15 protein-coding genes are annotated in these 14,005 nt (G+C 34.5%); 9 read left to right on the top strand and 6 right to left on the bottom strand.

What is annotated here, in order from left to right; genetic code table 11:
• The first annotated feature begins 8 nt into the window (after positions 1-8).
• Entirely contained in the window at positions 9-1,142 is a 1,134-nt protein-coding gene (locus ACUSJC_RS03020; RefSeq protein ID WP_449268074.1) for a methionine aminotransferase, read from the top strand.
• Between the two features lie 92 nt (positions 1,143-1,234).
• Here ACUSJC_RS03020 and ACUSJC_RS03015 read toward each other — a convergent pair whose 3' ends face one another.
• From ACUSJC_RS03015 to ACUSJC_RS03000, 4 genes are all read right to left on the bottom strand, one after another.
• The gene (locus ACUSJC_RS03015; protein WP_449268073.1) at positions 1,235-1,756 is read right to left on the bottom strand and encodes a tetratricopeptide repeat protein; all 522 of its coding nucleotides are present in this window, start codon (positions 1,754-1,756) and stop codon (positions 1,235-1,237) included.
• Complete coding sequence (gene prfH / locus ACUSJC_RS03010) at positions 1,740-2,432, bottom strand: peptide chain release factor H (protein ID WP_449268072.1); 693 nt, start codon at positions 2,430-2,432, stop codon at positions 1,740-1,742. Before prfH ends, ACUSJC_RS03015 begins: the two co-directional genes overlap by 17 nt.
• Positions 2,433-2,571: 139 nt before the next feature.
• Positions 2,572-3,963, bottom strand: a complete 1,392-nt coding sequence (locus ACUSJC_RS03005) for an RtcB family protein (protein WP_449268071.1) — start codon at positions 3,961-3,963, stop codon at positions 2,572-2,574.
• Positions 3,964-4,309: 346 nt separating this feature from the next.
• Positions 4,310-4,876: a hypothetical protein gene (locus ACUSJC_RS03000; RefSeq protein ID WP_449268070.1), complete on the bottom strand. Its 567-nt coding sequence runs from the start codon at positions 4,874-4,876 to the stop codon at positions 4,310-4,312.
• A gap of 181 nt (positions 4,877-5,057) precedes the next feature.
• On the opposite strand from ACUSJC_RS03000, the gene ACUSJC_RS02995 reads away from it, so the two are divergent.
• From ACUSJC_RS02995 to ACUSJC_RS02960, 8 genes are all read left to right on the top strand, one after another.
• Positions 5,058-5,660: a PAS domain-containing protein gene (locus ACUSJC_RS02995; RefSeq protein WP_449268069.1), complete on the top strand. Its 603-nt coding sequence runs from the start codon at positions 5,058-5,060 to the stop codon at positions 5,658-5,660.
• Positions 5,661-5,794: 134 nt separating this feature from the next.
• A complete protein-coding gene (locus ACUSJC_RS02990; protein ID WP_449268068.1) occupies positions 5,795-6,610 on the top strand; it encodes a formylglycine-generating enzyme family protein in 816 nt (271 codons plus the stop codon).
• Between the two features lie 162 nt (positions 6,611-6,772).
• Entirely contained in the window at positions 6,773-7,537 is a 765-nt protein-coding gene (locus ACUSJC_RS02985) for a ParA family protein (RefSeq protein WP_449268067.1), read from the top strand.
• Between the two features lie 6 nt (positions 7,538-7,543).
• A complete protein-coding gene (locus tag ACUSJC_RS02980; protein WP_449268066.1) occupies positions 7,544-8,443 on the top strand; it encodes a ParB/RepB/Spo0J family partition protein in 900 nt (299 codons plus the stop codon).
• The gene (locus tag ACUSJC_RS02975; protein WP_449268065.1) at positions 8,443-9,009 is read left to right on the top strand and encodes a DUF5683 domain-containing protein; all 567 of its coding nucleotides are present in this window, start codon (positions 8,443-8,445) and stop codon (positions 9,007-9,009) included. Before ACUSJC_RS02980 ends, ACUSJC_RS02975 begins: the two co-directional genes overlap by 1 nt.
• 45 nt (positions 9,010-9,054) lie before the next feature.
• Positions 9,055-9,753 (top strand): 4-hydroxy-tetrahydrodipicolinate reductase, encoded by a 699-nt coding sequence (gene dapB, locus ACUSJC_RS02970; RefSeq protein ID WP_449268064.1) that lies wholly within the window; start codon positions 9,055-9,057, stop codon positions 9,751-9,753.
• A 35-nt stretch (positions 9,754-9,788) separates the two neighbouring features.
• Entirely contained in the window at positions 9,789-11,348 is a 1,560-nt protein-coding gene (lepB, locus tag ACUSJC_RS02965) for a signal peptidase I (protein WP_449268063.1), read from the top strand.
• 90 nt (positions 11,349-11,438) lie between these two features.
• Positions 11,439-12,050, top strand: a complete 612-nt coding sequence (locus ACUSJC_RS02960; protein ID WP_449268062.1) for a WbqC family protein — start codon at positions 11,439-11,441, stop codon at positions 12,048-12,050.
• Here ACUSJC_RS02960 and ACUSJC_RS02955 read toward each other — a convergent pair whose 3' ends face one another.
• Positions 12,051-13,082 (bottom strand): endonuclease/exonuclease/phosphatase family protein, encoded by a 1,032-nt coding sequence (locus ACUSJC_RS02955; RefSeq protein WP_449268061.1) that lies wholly within the window; start codon positions 13,080-13,082, stop codon positions 12,051-12,053.
• Positions 13,083-13,964, bottom strand: a complete 882-nt coding sequence (locus ACUSJC_RS02950; protein ID WP_449268060.1) for a rhomboid family intramembrane serine protease — start codon at positions 13,962-13,964, stop codon at positions 13,083-13,085.
• Between the last annotated feature and the right edge of the window lie 41 nt (positions 13,965-14,005).

Here is a 14,005-nt window from a genome sequence, read left to right as displayed (position 1 = left end):
TTTATCACATGTCAAAACTACCTAATAATACTACCAGTATATTTTCTGTGATGTCGCAATTAGCGAACCAGCACAAAGCCATTAATTTATCACAAGGATTTCCGAACTTCCCGGAAGATGAGCATTTGTTACACATTTCAGAACGTATTATTCGAGAAAATATCCATCAATATACACCAATGGCGGGATTGCCTTTGTTACTAGAAAAAATTGCGCAACAAACGCAAAAACAATATAACAGAAAAGTAAATAGTACAACTGAGATACTCATTACAGCCGGCGCTACACAAGGAATTTTCACGGCTATCAATACTTTTATAAATCAAGGTGATGAAGTTATTATTTTAGATCCAAGTTATGATAGTTATGAACCATCTGTCTTAGTGGCAGGCGGAAAACCTATACGTGTTTCATTGAATTCAGATTACACTCCAAATTTTAATACCATTGAGGCTGCGATAACTCCAAAAACAAAAATGATTGTAGTGAATAATCCGCATAATCCAACAGGTAGAATTTGGACTGTAGAAGATTTTGAAGACTTAGAAACTATTCTTGAAAAACATCCTCAACTTTTAGTTTTGGGAGACGAAGTGTATGAATACATCACGTTTTCACAACCACATATTTCATTTAACACCCGAGAAAAGTTAAAACACAGAACAATCATTGCTTCTTCTTTTGGAAAATCGTTACATGTTACGGGTTGGAAAATCGGTTATTTGATTGCTCCCGAACATTTAATGAATGAAATAAAGAAAGTGCATCAATTCTTGGTTTTCAGTGTCAATAGTTTTTCTCAACATGCTATTGCTCAATATCTGGAATTTGTTGATTTTGATGCGATTTCAAAAATGTATAAAGCAAAACGAGATCTATTCCAAAATTTACTAAAAGACAGTCATTTTGAAATATTACCATGTGACGGAACCTATTTTCAAATGGTGAATTACCACGCGATTTCAAAAGAAAATGATGTTGATTTTGCTAAACGATTAATTTCCGAGCATGGTGTGGCTTCTATTCCCATTTCCGTTTTTTATGAAGATGCTACCGACAAACACATGCTGCGTTTTTGTTTTGCCAAAACGGATGAAACTTTGATTGCCGCTACTGAAAAATTGTGTAATATCTATGTTTGAATCTGTTATAAAACAAAAAAGACACTTCTTATCAGTGTCTTTTTTATTCAGGCAGATATTTAGAATTCTTCATATCCATTTTTTGCTTCCGATTATTGCTGCTTCTTCCCTTTAGATTTCTTCTTTTTCTTGTCCTTTAACAACTCTTTTTTGCTTTTGATTCGTTTTTCGGTTTCTTCAATTTCTGAAGAATAATTAGAAAAATCTAACAATTTAGCTTCTTTAACGATTTCTAAAGCGGCTTTCCATTGTTGTTGTTTTTCCAAAACTTTACTCTTTTTCAACAACATCATGACTTTGTCGACACCTTTAACGGTTAAAGAAAAGTCGATTAATCTCAAAGCTTCGTCTAAATCTTCGTTCCAAAACAAGGTTTCGGCATAATACGGATACACGACAACAGCATGGATATCGATAGCCAAAGCTTCGCTATAATATTCTTTTGCGGCTTCATAATCTTGGAACTGTTCGGCGTAAAAACGTCCGTACAAGCATAAAGCCAATACATTTTTATTGTCGTAAGCCAAAGCATATCCTAAAGATTCCAACGATTCTTCCAAATAATACGGATAATTATCCAATGCCTGAACTACATATTTATCTATTGATTGCATCTCTAATTTGTTTTTTGCCGTTTTGGCGTTCTTTTTTGTTTTGCTTTCCTTTTTTCTCTTTCTTAAAATCAGTTCCTTCAAAAGTTCGGATGGGATTTCCACGCTCAATTTGCATTTGATTCATCCAGACTTGTTGAAACTGATTTTGGTATTGCTCTTTTTCGGCTTCTTGTAATTTTTGCATCAAACGCTCGGTTGCTACTTTTTTATTCTGATGTTGCGAACGCGAATCCATGCTTACCACTGAAATTCCTGTGGGTATGTGTGTGGCTCTCACTGCCGAACTCACTTTGTTCACATGTTGTCCGCCTGCACCCGAACTTCGCATGGCTTGGTATTGAATTTCTTTTTCAGAAAACTGAAATGTCGTTTGCGATTCGACTTCAAAAATCCCTATAAACCAATTCTTGCGTTTGTGGAACTTTCGGAAAGTGCTTTTGCCAATCCATTGAATAGTTCCCAACCAAGAAGCTGTAAAAGTGGTAACATCTTTCCCTTGCAAAGCCACCATAGCCGAAACTACTGTTCCATTTTCTTGTCCTGCTTCGCGATGCAATACCGTTGCCGAAATTTTGAGCATTTCTGCTTCTTCGAGTACTTTTTTTAAAACCTGAACCACCACCCAGTCGCACTCTGCCGGACCTCTGCCCGATGTAATTTGTATAATCTTGTCCATTTTACTTTTCAAACATTTGCTTAGACAGCCGAATAGCCCCGATTGCAGCGGCATCTTCCGCAATTTTGCGGAAATACAGCGAAAAGCGGGAATGCCCGATGGCTGAACAGCCGAAACCATTCGCTTCTAAACGTTCTTATTATTTATCCATTCGCACAATTTTAGGCGTAAATGTTCCTAAAACACTCACCAACTCTTTTTGCAATTCCATTACGGTATGAATGTTTTTGTAGGCCATAGGCGCTTCGTCGACACTTCCACCAATTAAAGTAACATTGTGTTCTTTCAACTCTTTTTTGATTTGGCTTTGCGTTAGTGTAGCTTTACACTTTCCTCGCGAAAGCAATCGACCGGCACCATGCGAAGCGGAATTCAGCGCTTCTTCATTTCCTTTCCCCATCACGATGAATCCGGGCGTCGTCATAGAGCCCGGAATAATCCCGAGTTCGCCTTGAGCGGCCGGAGTAGCTCCTTTGCGGTGCACGATACACTCTTTGCCATTCACCTGCTCTTTCCATGCGAAATTGTGATGGTTTTCTATAGTCAATGCAATGCGTTTTCCGAGTGCTTTGGCTATGCGACGGTGAATGTCTTCGTGACAAGCTTTAGCATAATCACCTGCTAAATTCATAGCAAGCCAATATTCCTGTCCGTCGTGCGTGTTCAAATCGAGCCAAGCCAAATGCTGAACATTTTTAGGCAACGGACATTGTTTAGTTGCCAAATACGTATAATGTTTCGCAATATTAGCTCCGAAACCACGAGAACCGCTGTGCGACAAAACCGCCAGATATTCGCCTGCTTCTAACTTCCATTCAGGTAAAGTTTCTTGCAGATTGACAACGCCAAACTCAACAAAGTGATTGCCTCCGCCGGAAGTTCCCAATTGCTTGTAAGCTTTATCCAATAGCTGTTTGACAACCGGAATGTTTTGGAATTCTTTGCGAGAAAACACTTCATGATCGGCTTTGACTTTATGCGTTTCCGACATGCCAAATTTGGTATGATCGGTTAAAATTGCTTTTAACTGTTCTTCTTTCCCTTTCATGAAGGAAGCCGGTACATCGAAAACCGACAAACTCATTCGGCAACCGATATCTACTCCAACTCCATACGGAATGACCGCGTTGTCTGTTGCCAAAACACCACCGATAGGCAACCCATAACCGGAATGTGCATCGGGCATTAAAGCACCTTGAACTGCAATAGGAAGTTTTAGTGCGTCGTACAGCTGAAACTTAGCTTGCTCTTCAATTTCGTTTTCTCCGAAAATAGAAAAAGGCGCTCGGGTGTTTCGTAATTGCTGTAACTTTACTTGAACCGGATTAACTAAACCTTCCGCTACTTTTCCCCAAGTTCCGTGATTTTTGAACTTTTCAGGATGCAAGAGCACTTCTTTAGCTTCGGATAAAATACTTTCTTTTTTTTCTCTTTTGCGATATCTGTTAATTTGCCCTAAGGCTATATTGATTGTATTATTTTTAGGAAAACCCAATTTGATTAGATCTCTTCCTGATAATTTATTTCCCATATTAAAAATTTGAAATGATAGATTCCTTTGGAACAAAATAGGCCATAGCAAATTTGTCCTCAACAGGATTTTGATAAAATGTTCCGGGGAAATTTTGGAAAATCTAGAATACAAAAAAGCCCGAAACTAATTGTCTTCGGGCTTTTTCATATTTTGAATTCTTTTGTTCTAAATATCAGAAAGACCACGAAGAAAAGTTACACCAGTTCCAACTGATGAGTAACTTAAAGATGTTAATTGTAGTACAAACATTTTTCTTCGTTTTTATGAGTTAATATTTATTTGATGTGCAAAGATTTGTATTTATTTTTTAAATTTCCAAATATTTTTTTCGTTCGTGTAAAAATTATAGTTGAAAATTAGCTTCTTCAATTGCTTTTATAGCCTCTTCAAAAGAGATTTGTTCAATTTCCTTAAAAAAATCAATTTCAGTAGCATGTGGTAAAAAATCGGACACAATGCGAATGATAAAATCCTGTGGTTTCTTTAAATACATAAATGTATAATCTTCCATATTAACAATAGTTCCTGTAGTAAGATGGGTTGTTTTTACAAACTTATCAGAAGTTAAAGACGTTAAACAAGGTAAATTGGTTTTGGCATTTTCAACTATTAATCTTCCGTTTTCAAAAAGTTCACCTTGGTAACCGTATAAAGAGCAAGCTGTAATTTCGACTGGTTTTCCTAATTTTAGTTCTTTAGGCAAAACATTCTCTTGTCCTATAATAGCTCCAAAACCTAACAGAACACACAAATCATGTTCAGGAAGGCTCATCATGGCCTTAGCAGTACTCTCCCGACCTATTCCAGACACTATAACGTTGTAGTTGTTTTTCAATTTCACTGCTTTTTGTAGTGCTTTCTGTACTTTCTGCTGTTCAATATCCATTGGTGTGAGGAGGACTATGTTCATGATAAAAAATGTATTTAATAAAATATTACTATTTAATTTATGAAATTTTAAAACTTTCCGTTAAAAAAAGCGCAATGAGGCTTACAGCAAAAAAAAACGTTTTTTCTGTAAAAAAATATGACAAATATCATTAATTTTGTATACAAATAACAACGAAACAAATATATTAACCAAATCTCGCATGGAAGAAATACAAAGACCAAATGTAATTGACAAGGAAGTCATTTGGGACAAGACTAAAGTCTTAATGAGTAAAACAGATAAATTTGGTACTATTGAATATGCAAATGAAGCATTTGTAGACACTTCAGGGTACGAAGATTACGAATTAGTAGGCAAGCCTCATAATATTATCAGACATCCTGATATGCCTAAAGTCATCTTTAAAGTATTATGGGACAACTTAAAACAAGGTAATAATTTTCATGCTATTGTTAAAAACTTAGCTAAATCCGGAAGATATTATTGGGTAATTACGGATTATGAAGTAATTGAAAATGACAAAGGAGAAATTGTTAATTATATAGGAAGAAGAACTGCAGTTCCTGAAGAAATTATAACTAAGGATATTGAGCCTCTTTACAAAAAATTAATTCAAATTGAAGAAGCTAGTGGTGTAGAAGGTTGTGAAAAATACTTAACAGGTTTCTTAGAAGAGCAAGGAAAAACATATGACCAATATGTTTTAGGACTTTTAGCTGATTATGAAAAGAAAAATAATCCTCAGCCCGAAATTGAAGTTGTTGAAGAAAAAGGATTTTTCGGAAAGCTTTTTGGAAGATAAAAATTATTTTTTATATATATTTGAGCGCCTTACTGGCGCTTTTTTTTGTTTTTTTTTCAAAAAACTAACAAATATCATATTAGTTAACTTTCAATTAAAATAACTTCGCCTTATAATTTAAAAACTAACCTAAAATGAAAAAAAATTACCTATTTTATTTACAATTATTTTTTATTTTTTTCACTTTCCATTCAATTAATGCCCAATATAAACCAGACATGGTTACTGTAAAAGGAGGAACTTTTATGATGGGTACAAAAGAAAACCCATATATAGAAACTGACGAACAATTAGCTCACGAGGTAAGCGTAAATGATTTTGAAATCGGAAAATTTGAAGTATCTATTTTCGAATGGAGTGCTTACGTAAGAGATCAAAAACTAAAGTTCCCTAATATTAGCTATGTATCAAAAAACTCACCGATTCGTTCTATATCATGGATTGACGCTATTAATTATTGCAATTGGCTAAGTGAAAAAAACGGCTATAAACCTGTTTACAAAAGAGTCAACAATCAATATACTTGCGATTTTTCTGCAAACGGATACCGTTTACCTACTGAAGCTGAATGGGAATTTGCTGCTAAAGGCGGAAACCAAACAAAAAACTTCAAATACTCAGGCAGTAGCAAAGCTGAAATTGTGGCTTGGTACAAAGAAAACAGCGCCGGAAAAATTCATCAAGTAGGCACAAAACTAGCCAATGAATTAGGAATTTACGATATGAGCGGAAACGTTTGGGAATGGTGTTGGGACTGGTATAACAAAGATTTTTATTTAACAGAAAGTGGCGATAATCCTGACGGACCGGAAAGAGGAACAGAGAGATGTTTAAGAGGTGGAAGCTGGGACAGCAGGCTTTATTCTTTACGCTGTGCCAACAGACTTAAAGACAAGCCTTTTGTGAGTTCCGAATTCTACGGATTCAGATTAGCCAGAACTATAAATTAAAGAGAAACAAAAGTTTCTCTTTTTTTTATAAAAAAATCTTAACTTCAATCATTCAACTGAACGTTTTTCCTATCTTGCCATAAAAGTTCTATTGTTAACAAAATTGAGTTGAAAAAACAATAAATAATTGTATTTTTACCACTCAAAAATTTTAAACGTCAAATGGGTAAAATCATAGCAATTGCCAATCAAAAAGGAGGAGTTGGCAAAACCACTACTTCTGTAAATTTAGCTGCTGCTCTAGGAGTGCTAGAAAAAAAGGTATTATTAATTGATGCCGATCCTCAGGCAAATGCCAGCTCTGGTTTGGGTATTGATGTGGAAACTGTTGAAATAGGAACTTATCAAATCCTGGAACACAGCAACACACCGGAAGAAGCAACAATAGGATGTTCTTCTCCTAACGTATCTGTTATTCCTGCCCATATTGACTTGGTCGCTATCGAAATTGAATTGGTAGACAAAGAGAACCGCGAATACATGCTAAAACAAGCATTAGAAAGCGTAAAAGATAAATACGATTATATCATTATTGACTGTGCTCCTTCTCTTGGTCTTTTAACTTTAAATGCTTTAACGGCTGCCGATAGTGTTGTAATTCCTATCCAATGCGAATATTTTGCTTTAGAAGGTTTAGGAAAATTACTGAATACTATTAAAAGTGTTCAAAAAGTTCACAATCCTGACTTAGATATTGAAGGGTTGCTACTTACTATGTATGATTCTCGTTTAAGACTTTCTAACCAAGTGGTTGAAGAAGTTCAAAAGCACTTTAACAATATGGTTTTTGAGACGATTATTCAAAGAAATATCAAATTGAGCGAAGCACCTAGTTTTGGTGAAAGTATTATCAACTATGATGCTGCTAGTAAAGGCGCGACCAACTATTTAAACTTAGCTGAAGAAATTATCAAGAAAAATAAATAATTAAGAATGGCGAAAGCAATAAAAAAACAAGCTTTAGGAAGAGGATTATCGGCTTTATTAAAAGATCCGGCAAACGATATTAAATCGGTTGAAGATGCTGGTGCTGACAAAGTTGTAGGCAATATTATTGAGCTTGAATTAGATGCAATTGAAATTAACCCTTTTCAACCCAGAAGCAATTTTAATGAAGAAACATTAAAAGAACTAGCTACTTCTATTAAAGAATTAGGTGTTATTCAACCCATTACTGTTCGAAAATTAGATTTCAATAAATACCAGTTAATTTCCGGAGAAAGAAGACTTCGTGCTTCAAAATTAGCCGGATTAGGTACTATTCCAGCTTATATTCGTTTAGCTAATGATAACGAATCATTAGTAATGGCTTTGGTTGAAAATATTCAACGTCATGATTTAGACCCTATCGAAGTTGCCATTTCTTACCAACGATTAATCGATGAAATTAACTTAACGCAAGAAGAGTTGAGTGAGCGCGTTGGAAAAAAACGTTCTACAATTACTAATTATCTTCGTCTTCTAAAATTAGACCCGATCATTCAAACCGGAATGAGAGATGGTTTTATCTCTATGGGACACGGTAGAGCATTAATCAACATTGATGATTTTGATGCTCAAAGCGAAATTTACCACAAAGTAGTTACCCAAAGTCTTTCGGTACGTGAAACAGAAGCTTTGGTTAAAAAATATCACGAAAGCTTATTACCGAAGACAGATAAACCAGCTTCTTCAAAATCTTTTGATATAGAAGAAACGGATAAAAAAGCATTTACCAGCTTCTTTGGTGCTAAAGTAGATGTAAAAGTAGCCGGTAATGGAAAGGGGAAAATTACAATTCCTTTTCATTCGGAAGAGGACTTTAATCGAATTTTGAAACTAATCAATACTTAGTGAACTTAAGACGTTTTTTAATATTGTTTCTCCTGTTTCTTTGGAGTTTTTCAGCTAATGCTCAAGAAGTAGAAGAAATTTCTATTCAACCATTAGATACTACCAAAGTTACTATTGATCCTTTATCTCCATCAAAAGCAGCATTTTATTCTGCTGTTGTTCCTGGACTTGGACAAATTTATAATAAGAAATACTGGAAACTCCCCATTGTATATGGAGGCTTAGCAGCCGGTATTTATTTCTATTCCTGGAATAATAAAAAATACCACGAATATAGAGATGAATACAAAAGAAGACTAGACGGAACATCTGACTCTTCACATCCCGTTTATGGCGGATTAGCTGATGACGGATTAATACGTGCACAGCGTTTTCATCAACGAAATCGAGATTTGTCAGCGCTTATCACTGCAGGGATATATATACTAAACATTATTGACGCCAATGTTGACGCCCATTTAATGCAATTTAACGTTAATGACAACTTATCTGTTGCTCCTGACATTCATCAAAATCAAATCGATTATAAATTCAATACAGGTGTTAGACTCACTCTAAATTTTTAACATTTTATTAGCTAACAAAATATTTCAAGCAACAACTAACACATCATGAAAATAGCACTTTTGGGATACGGAAAAATGGGGAAGGTTATTGAAAGAATCGCCTTGGAACGAGGGCACGAAATTGTTCTTCGAAAAGGAAGCCAAGATTCTTTTGACGCCTTAAAAAATGCCGATGTTGCTATTGATTTTAGTGTTCCTTCAAGTGCGGTTGAAAATATTTCAGCATGTCTTGAACAAGGAATTCCGGTTGTTAGCGGAACTACAGGTTGGTTAGAAAAATACGACGAAATGGTGGCTTTATGCCAAAGTAAAAACGGAAGTTTTATTTACGGTTCCAATTTTAGTTTAGGCGTTAATATTTTCTTTGAATTGAATGAATATTTAGCCAAAATGATGGCTAATTTGAGAGATTACAAAGTAAGTATGGAAGAAATCCACCATACCCAAAAATTAGATGCACCAAGTGGAACTGCTATTTCATTGGCAAACGGAATTATCCAAAATACAGATTACACGAACTGGACGTTAGAAACTCCTAAAGAAGGAGAAATTCATATTGAAGCCAAACGAATTGAAAACATTCCGGGAACACATAGTATTTTTTATGATAGTGTAGTGGATCAAATCGAAATTAAACACACCGCTCATAGCAGAGAAGGTTTCGCTTTAGGTTCTGTTATTGCTGCTGAATGGCTAGTTGACAAAAAAGGGGTGTTCACTATGAAAGACGTCTTAGGAATTTAACAAAAAACGAATTAAACGAACAAACAAAATACAAAATGGATATATCAAACTGGTTACTATTTATCTTATTAGTTCAAATTATCCACGGATTAGGAACTTGGAAATTATACATAGCTGCTAATCGAAAAGCTTGGGAAGCTTTCGTTCCGGTTTACAATGCTATTGTTTTGATGAAAATCATTAACCGCCCTACATGGTGGACTTTATTGCTTTTCATTCCTATTATCAATTTGTTTATGTTTCCCATTATTTGGATAGAAACATTGCGAACTTTTGGCAAAAAGTCAACACTTGAAATGCTTTTAGGTGTAATTACTTTTGGTTTTTTTATTGCCTATGTTAACTATACACAATCCGTAACTTATCATGCAGAACGCGATTTAAAAGCACCTACAAAAGCTATGGATACTGTTGGCTCTTTAGCATTTGCCATTATTGTTGCTACGTTTGTTCATACTTACTTTATACAGCCATTTACTATTCCTACTTCATCATTAGAAAAATCGCTATTGGTCGGTGATTTTCTTTTCGTGAGTAAGTTTCATTATGGGGCAAGAACACCAATGACTACTGTTGCGGCACCAATGGTTCACGATACATTGCCTATTGTTCATACCAAATCCTATATCAGTTGGCCACAATTGCCTTATTTTAGATTACCGGGCTTTCAAAAAGTAGAACATAATGATATTGTAGTTTTCAATTGGCCTGTTGATACTGTTTATAAATTCTTTGATCGTTCAGGAAGAAAGGCCGACAAGCCTATCGACAAGAAATCTAATTACGTAAAAAGATGTGTAGGCTTACCGGGAGATACTTTGAGTATTAAAGACGGTTATGTTTATATTGACGGAAAAAAGATCCAACTTCCGGAAAGAGCCAAACCTCAATATTCATACAAAGTAGCTTTTGACGCTAAAACTCCACCTAATTTTGAATACATTTTAAAAGAACTGAATATTACAGATCCTGCCTATCAATCTGCCCAAGATACTGTATTATTTTCAGCACTTACTGAAGAAAGCGTAAATCGTTTGAAAAACGTTCCGGGTATTAAAGGTGTGGTAAAAATAATTTCTCACGGATCTGAAAAAGCTATTTTCCCTCATACTAAAGATTGGAACGTAGATAATCTGGGACCAATTTACATTCCTAAAGCGAGAGCTACTGTTGCTCTAAATACTGAAACGCTTCCTTTTTATAAAAGAATCATAACCGATTACGAGAAAAACACATTAGAAGTAAACGGTAACGAAATAAAAATCAATGGAATACCTACAAATTCTTATACTTTCAAACAAAATTATTATTGGATGATGGGTGACAATCGTCACAATTCTGAGGATTCTCGTTATTGGGGTTACGTGCCGGAAGATCATATTGTAGGAAAACCGATTTTCATTTGGATGAGTATTGATGGTATCAACAATGGTATGAAAAACTGGAAAATCCGTTGGGACAGATTATTCACTACCGTTTCTGGTGAAGGTCAACCGCAATCTTATTTTAAATATTTCTTAGTTTTACTTGGCTTATATTTTGTAGGCGAATATTTTTGGAAGAAAAAGAAAAAAGCAAAAGAATTAAACAATTAAATAATGACCCCGAACTTGTTTCGGGTTCTTTTTATCTGAATATTTTAAGGAAGCTGAAATACATTCGCTTGACAAAAAGATTTTTACCAAATGAACATCATATTACATCCGACATATTTTCCTTCTATCAGTCATTATGTAGCTATGGCGCAAGCTGAATCTATTACTTTTGAGATAGAAGATAATTTTCAAAAACAAACCAACAGAAACCGAATGTACATCTACAGTCCGAATGGCGTTCAAATGTTAAACATTCCGTTAAAACATTCCAAAGAAGTTCATCAAAAGTTTAAAGATGTAAAAATCGAAAATGCTTTTGATTGGCAAAAAAATCACTTTAAATCGTTAGAAGCCGCTTATAGAACTTCGCCTTTTTTTGAATATTTTGAAGACGATTTCAGACCTGTTTTTGAAAAACAACATACTTTTATGTTGGATTTGAATTTCGAAATTTTCCAAATTATCAACGATTGTTTAGGTATTGACTTTCCTTTTTCTAAAACCGATGAATATTTCCATGACGTTCCGGAAAAAACAGATTTCCGATATTTAGTCAATGGTAAAAAAGATATTTTCGTAAACGAAGAATACACTCAAGTTTTCGAAGAAAAACACGGTTTTTTACCTAATTTAAGTATTTTGGATTTACTTTTTAACGAAGGTAGACACGCTAAGGACTATTTATTGAATCAAAAACTGTAATTATTTTTTCAAATTAATTCGTGTATAAACTGGAAAGTGATCGCTTAATTTCACTTGAACATCCGTTTTATATTCTTTGATTTCAAAATCTTTATCGGTTAAAACATAGTCAATACGAGCCGGATAAAAATCAAAATTATAGGATTTTCCAAAACCACTTCCGGCTTCTTCAAAAGCGTCTTTCATATCACCTTTAATGGTTCGGTAAACGTATGAAAACGCACTGTTATTCATGTCTCCGCAAATAATTTTGGGATATGAACATCCTGAAAAATGCTTCTGAATAATTTCTGCCTGTAACTGTTGTTCGCTGAATGCCTGACTGATACGTTTGAAAATAAACTTCGACTTATTTTCATCTATTTTTTCGTGAATATCAGTACTTATTTTTACGGATTGTAAATGCATGCTATACACGCGAATAGTATCTTTTTGGCGAACCAAATCAGCATAAATAACATTATTGCTTGTATTCGGAAAGTCAATTTCACCACTATTTATGATTTCATATTTTGAAAAAATAGCTTGACCATATTTGTTTCTTTCGCCATACACTTTTACATATTGGTACGGAAAATTTCGAAGTCTCACCTTTTCATTTGGCGAATATTCCTGTAAACACAATACATCGGGATTATAATCCTGAATAACATCTGTGATTTGTTCCGGAACATCTTTTATAGGCAGCCATTCGTATAAATTAAACAAACGAACATTATAGCTCATCAATTTAAAATCGGAAGGATCCTCAAGTAAATTGGTTTCTGAAAATTTATAAAATGTACTGATAAACGGAAAACCGATTAACAACACAATTCCCGACAAAACTGCTTTTCGCTTCAATTGTAAAATCCAAATGACAAAAAAGATGAAATTCAGCATCAAGAACAAAGGCATTAACAGCGTTAATACACTTAAAAAAGGAAATAATTTGGGTGCCAAAAACGGCAAAATATACGCAAGGAAAGTTGCTAAAGCTAGCACTTTATTGAAAAAAAATACGACTTTGGTAATCAGTGATTCTTTTTGCATTTACTTTCTTCCTACCTTAAATAAAAAATCTTTTTCTTCTTTTGACAAACTATCGTAACCCGATTGGCTAATTTTATCCAGAATTTCATCAATTCGTTTTTGTTCTACTGTTTTATCAGTTGGCACGTTAGAACTATTATTCGATGAACTTTGTGTAGTAGTGGTATTTTTATACACCGTTTTAAAAGGTGCTTTTTTCTTTGGGACAAACAAATTTTCAAAAAATTCTTGAATTACGGAAATTCCTTTTGATAAATCTGTTCCGTTTTTTAAACTTTTAATGTACAGAAAGCCAAATAAAGCTCCTCCAAGATGTGCTAAATGTCCACCCGTATTGCTTACTGGCATTTGAACCAAATCTAAAAATAAAATGGTAATGGCTATCCAAATCAACTTAATATTTCCAATAAGCATTAAACGAACTTGCATTTCGGGCGCATAAGTAGCCGTAGCCAATAGTATAGCCATGATAGCGCCACTTGCTCCAACCACAACAGAAGCCGTTCCTAAAAGCATATAAGACAATAAAAAAACTGCCCCTGAAAACAAGCCACCAAGGATAAAAACACCTAAAAGCTGACGTTCTGTAAAAAAAGTGGTGAAAATTCGTCCGGTAAAATGCAATACCAACATGTTAAACAACAAGTGTAAAAAGCCGGCATGAACAAACATATAGGTAAAAATCGTCCACGGCGTTTTTAAGAAATACGAAAAATTAGAATGCAAGCCTAAAAAATCATAACAATTAAAAGGCAAGACTCCAGTAGTATACAAAAGTTGTAATAACATAGTTAGCACAAAAATCCCGATGTTCCAAAAGATTAACTTTTGAACCACACCACCTACTCTGTATTGTAATTTTAAGTCTTCTAGTATTGCCATCTAAACTGATTCTTTTACCTTTTACCTTTTTACTTCACTCC

It is taken from the genome of Flavobacterium sp. U410, from assembly GCF_053570605.1.
The sequence above is the reverse complement of the archived record's forward strand: the minus strand, read 5'-3'. Positions and strand labels throughout refer to the sequence as shown.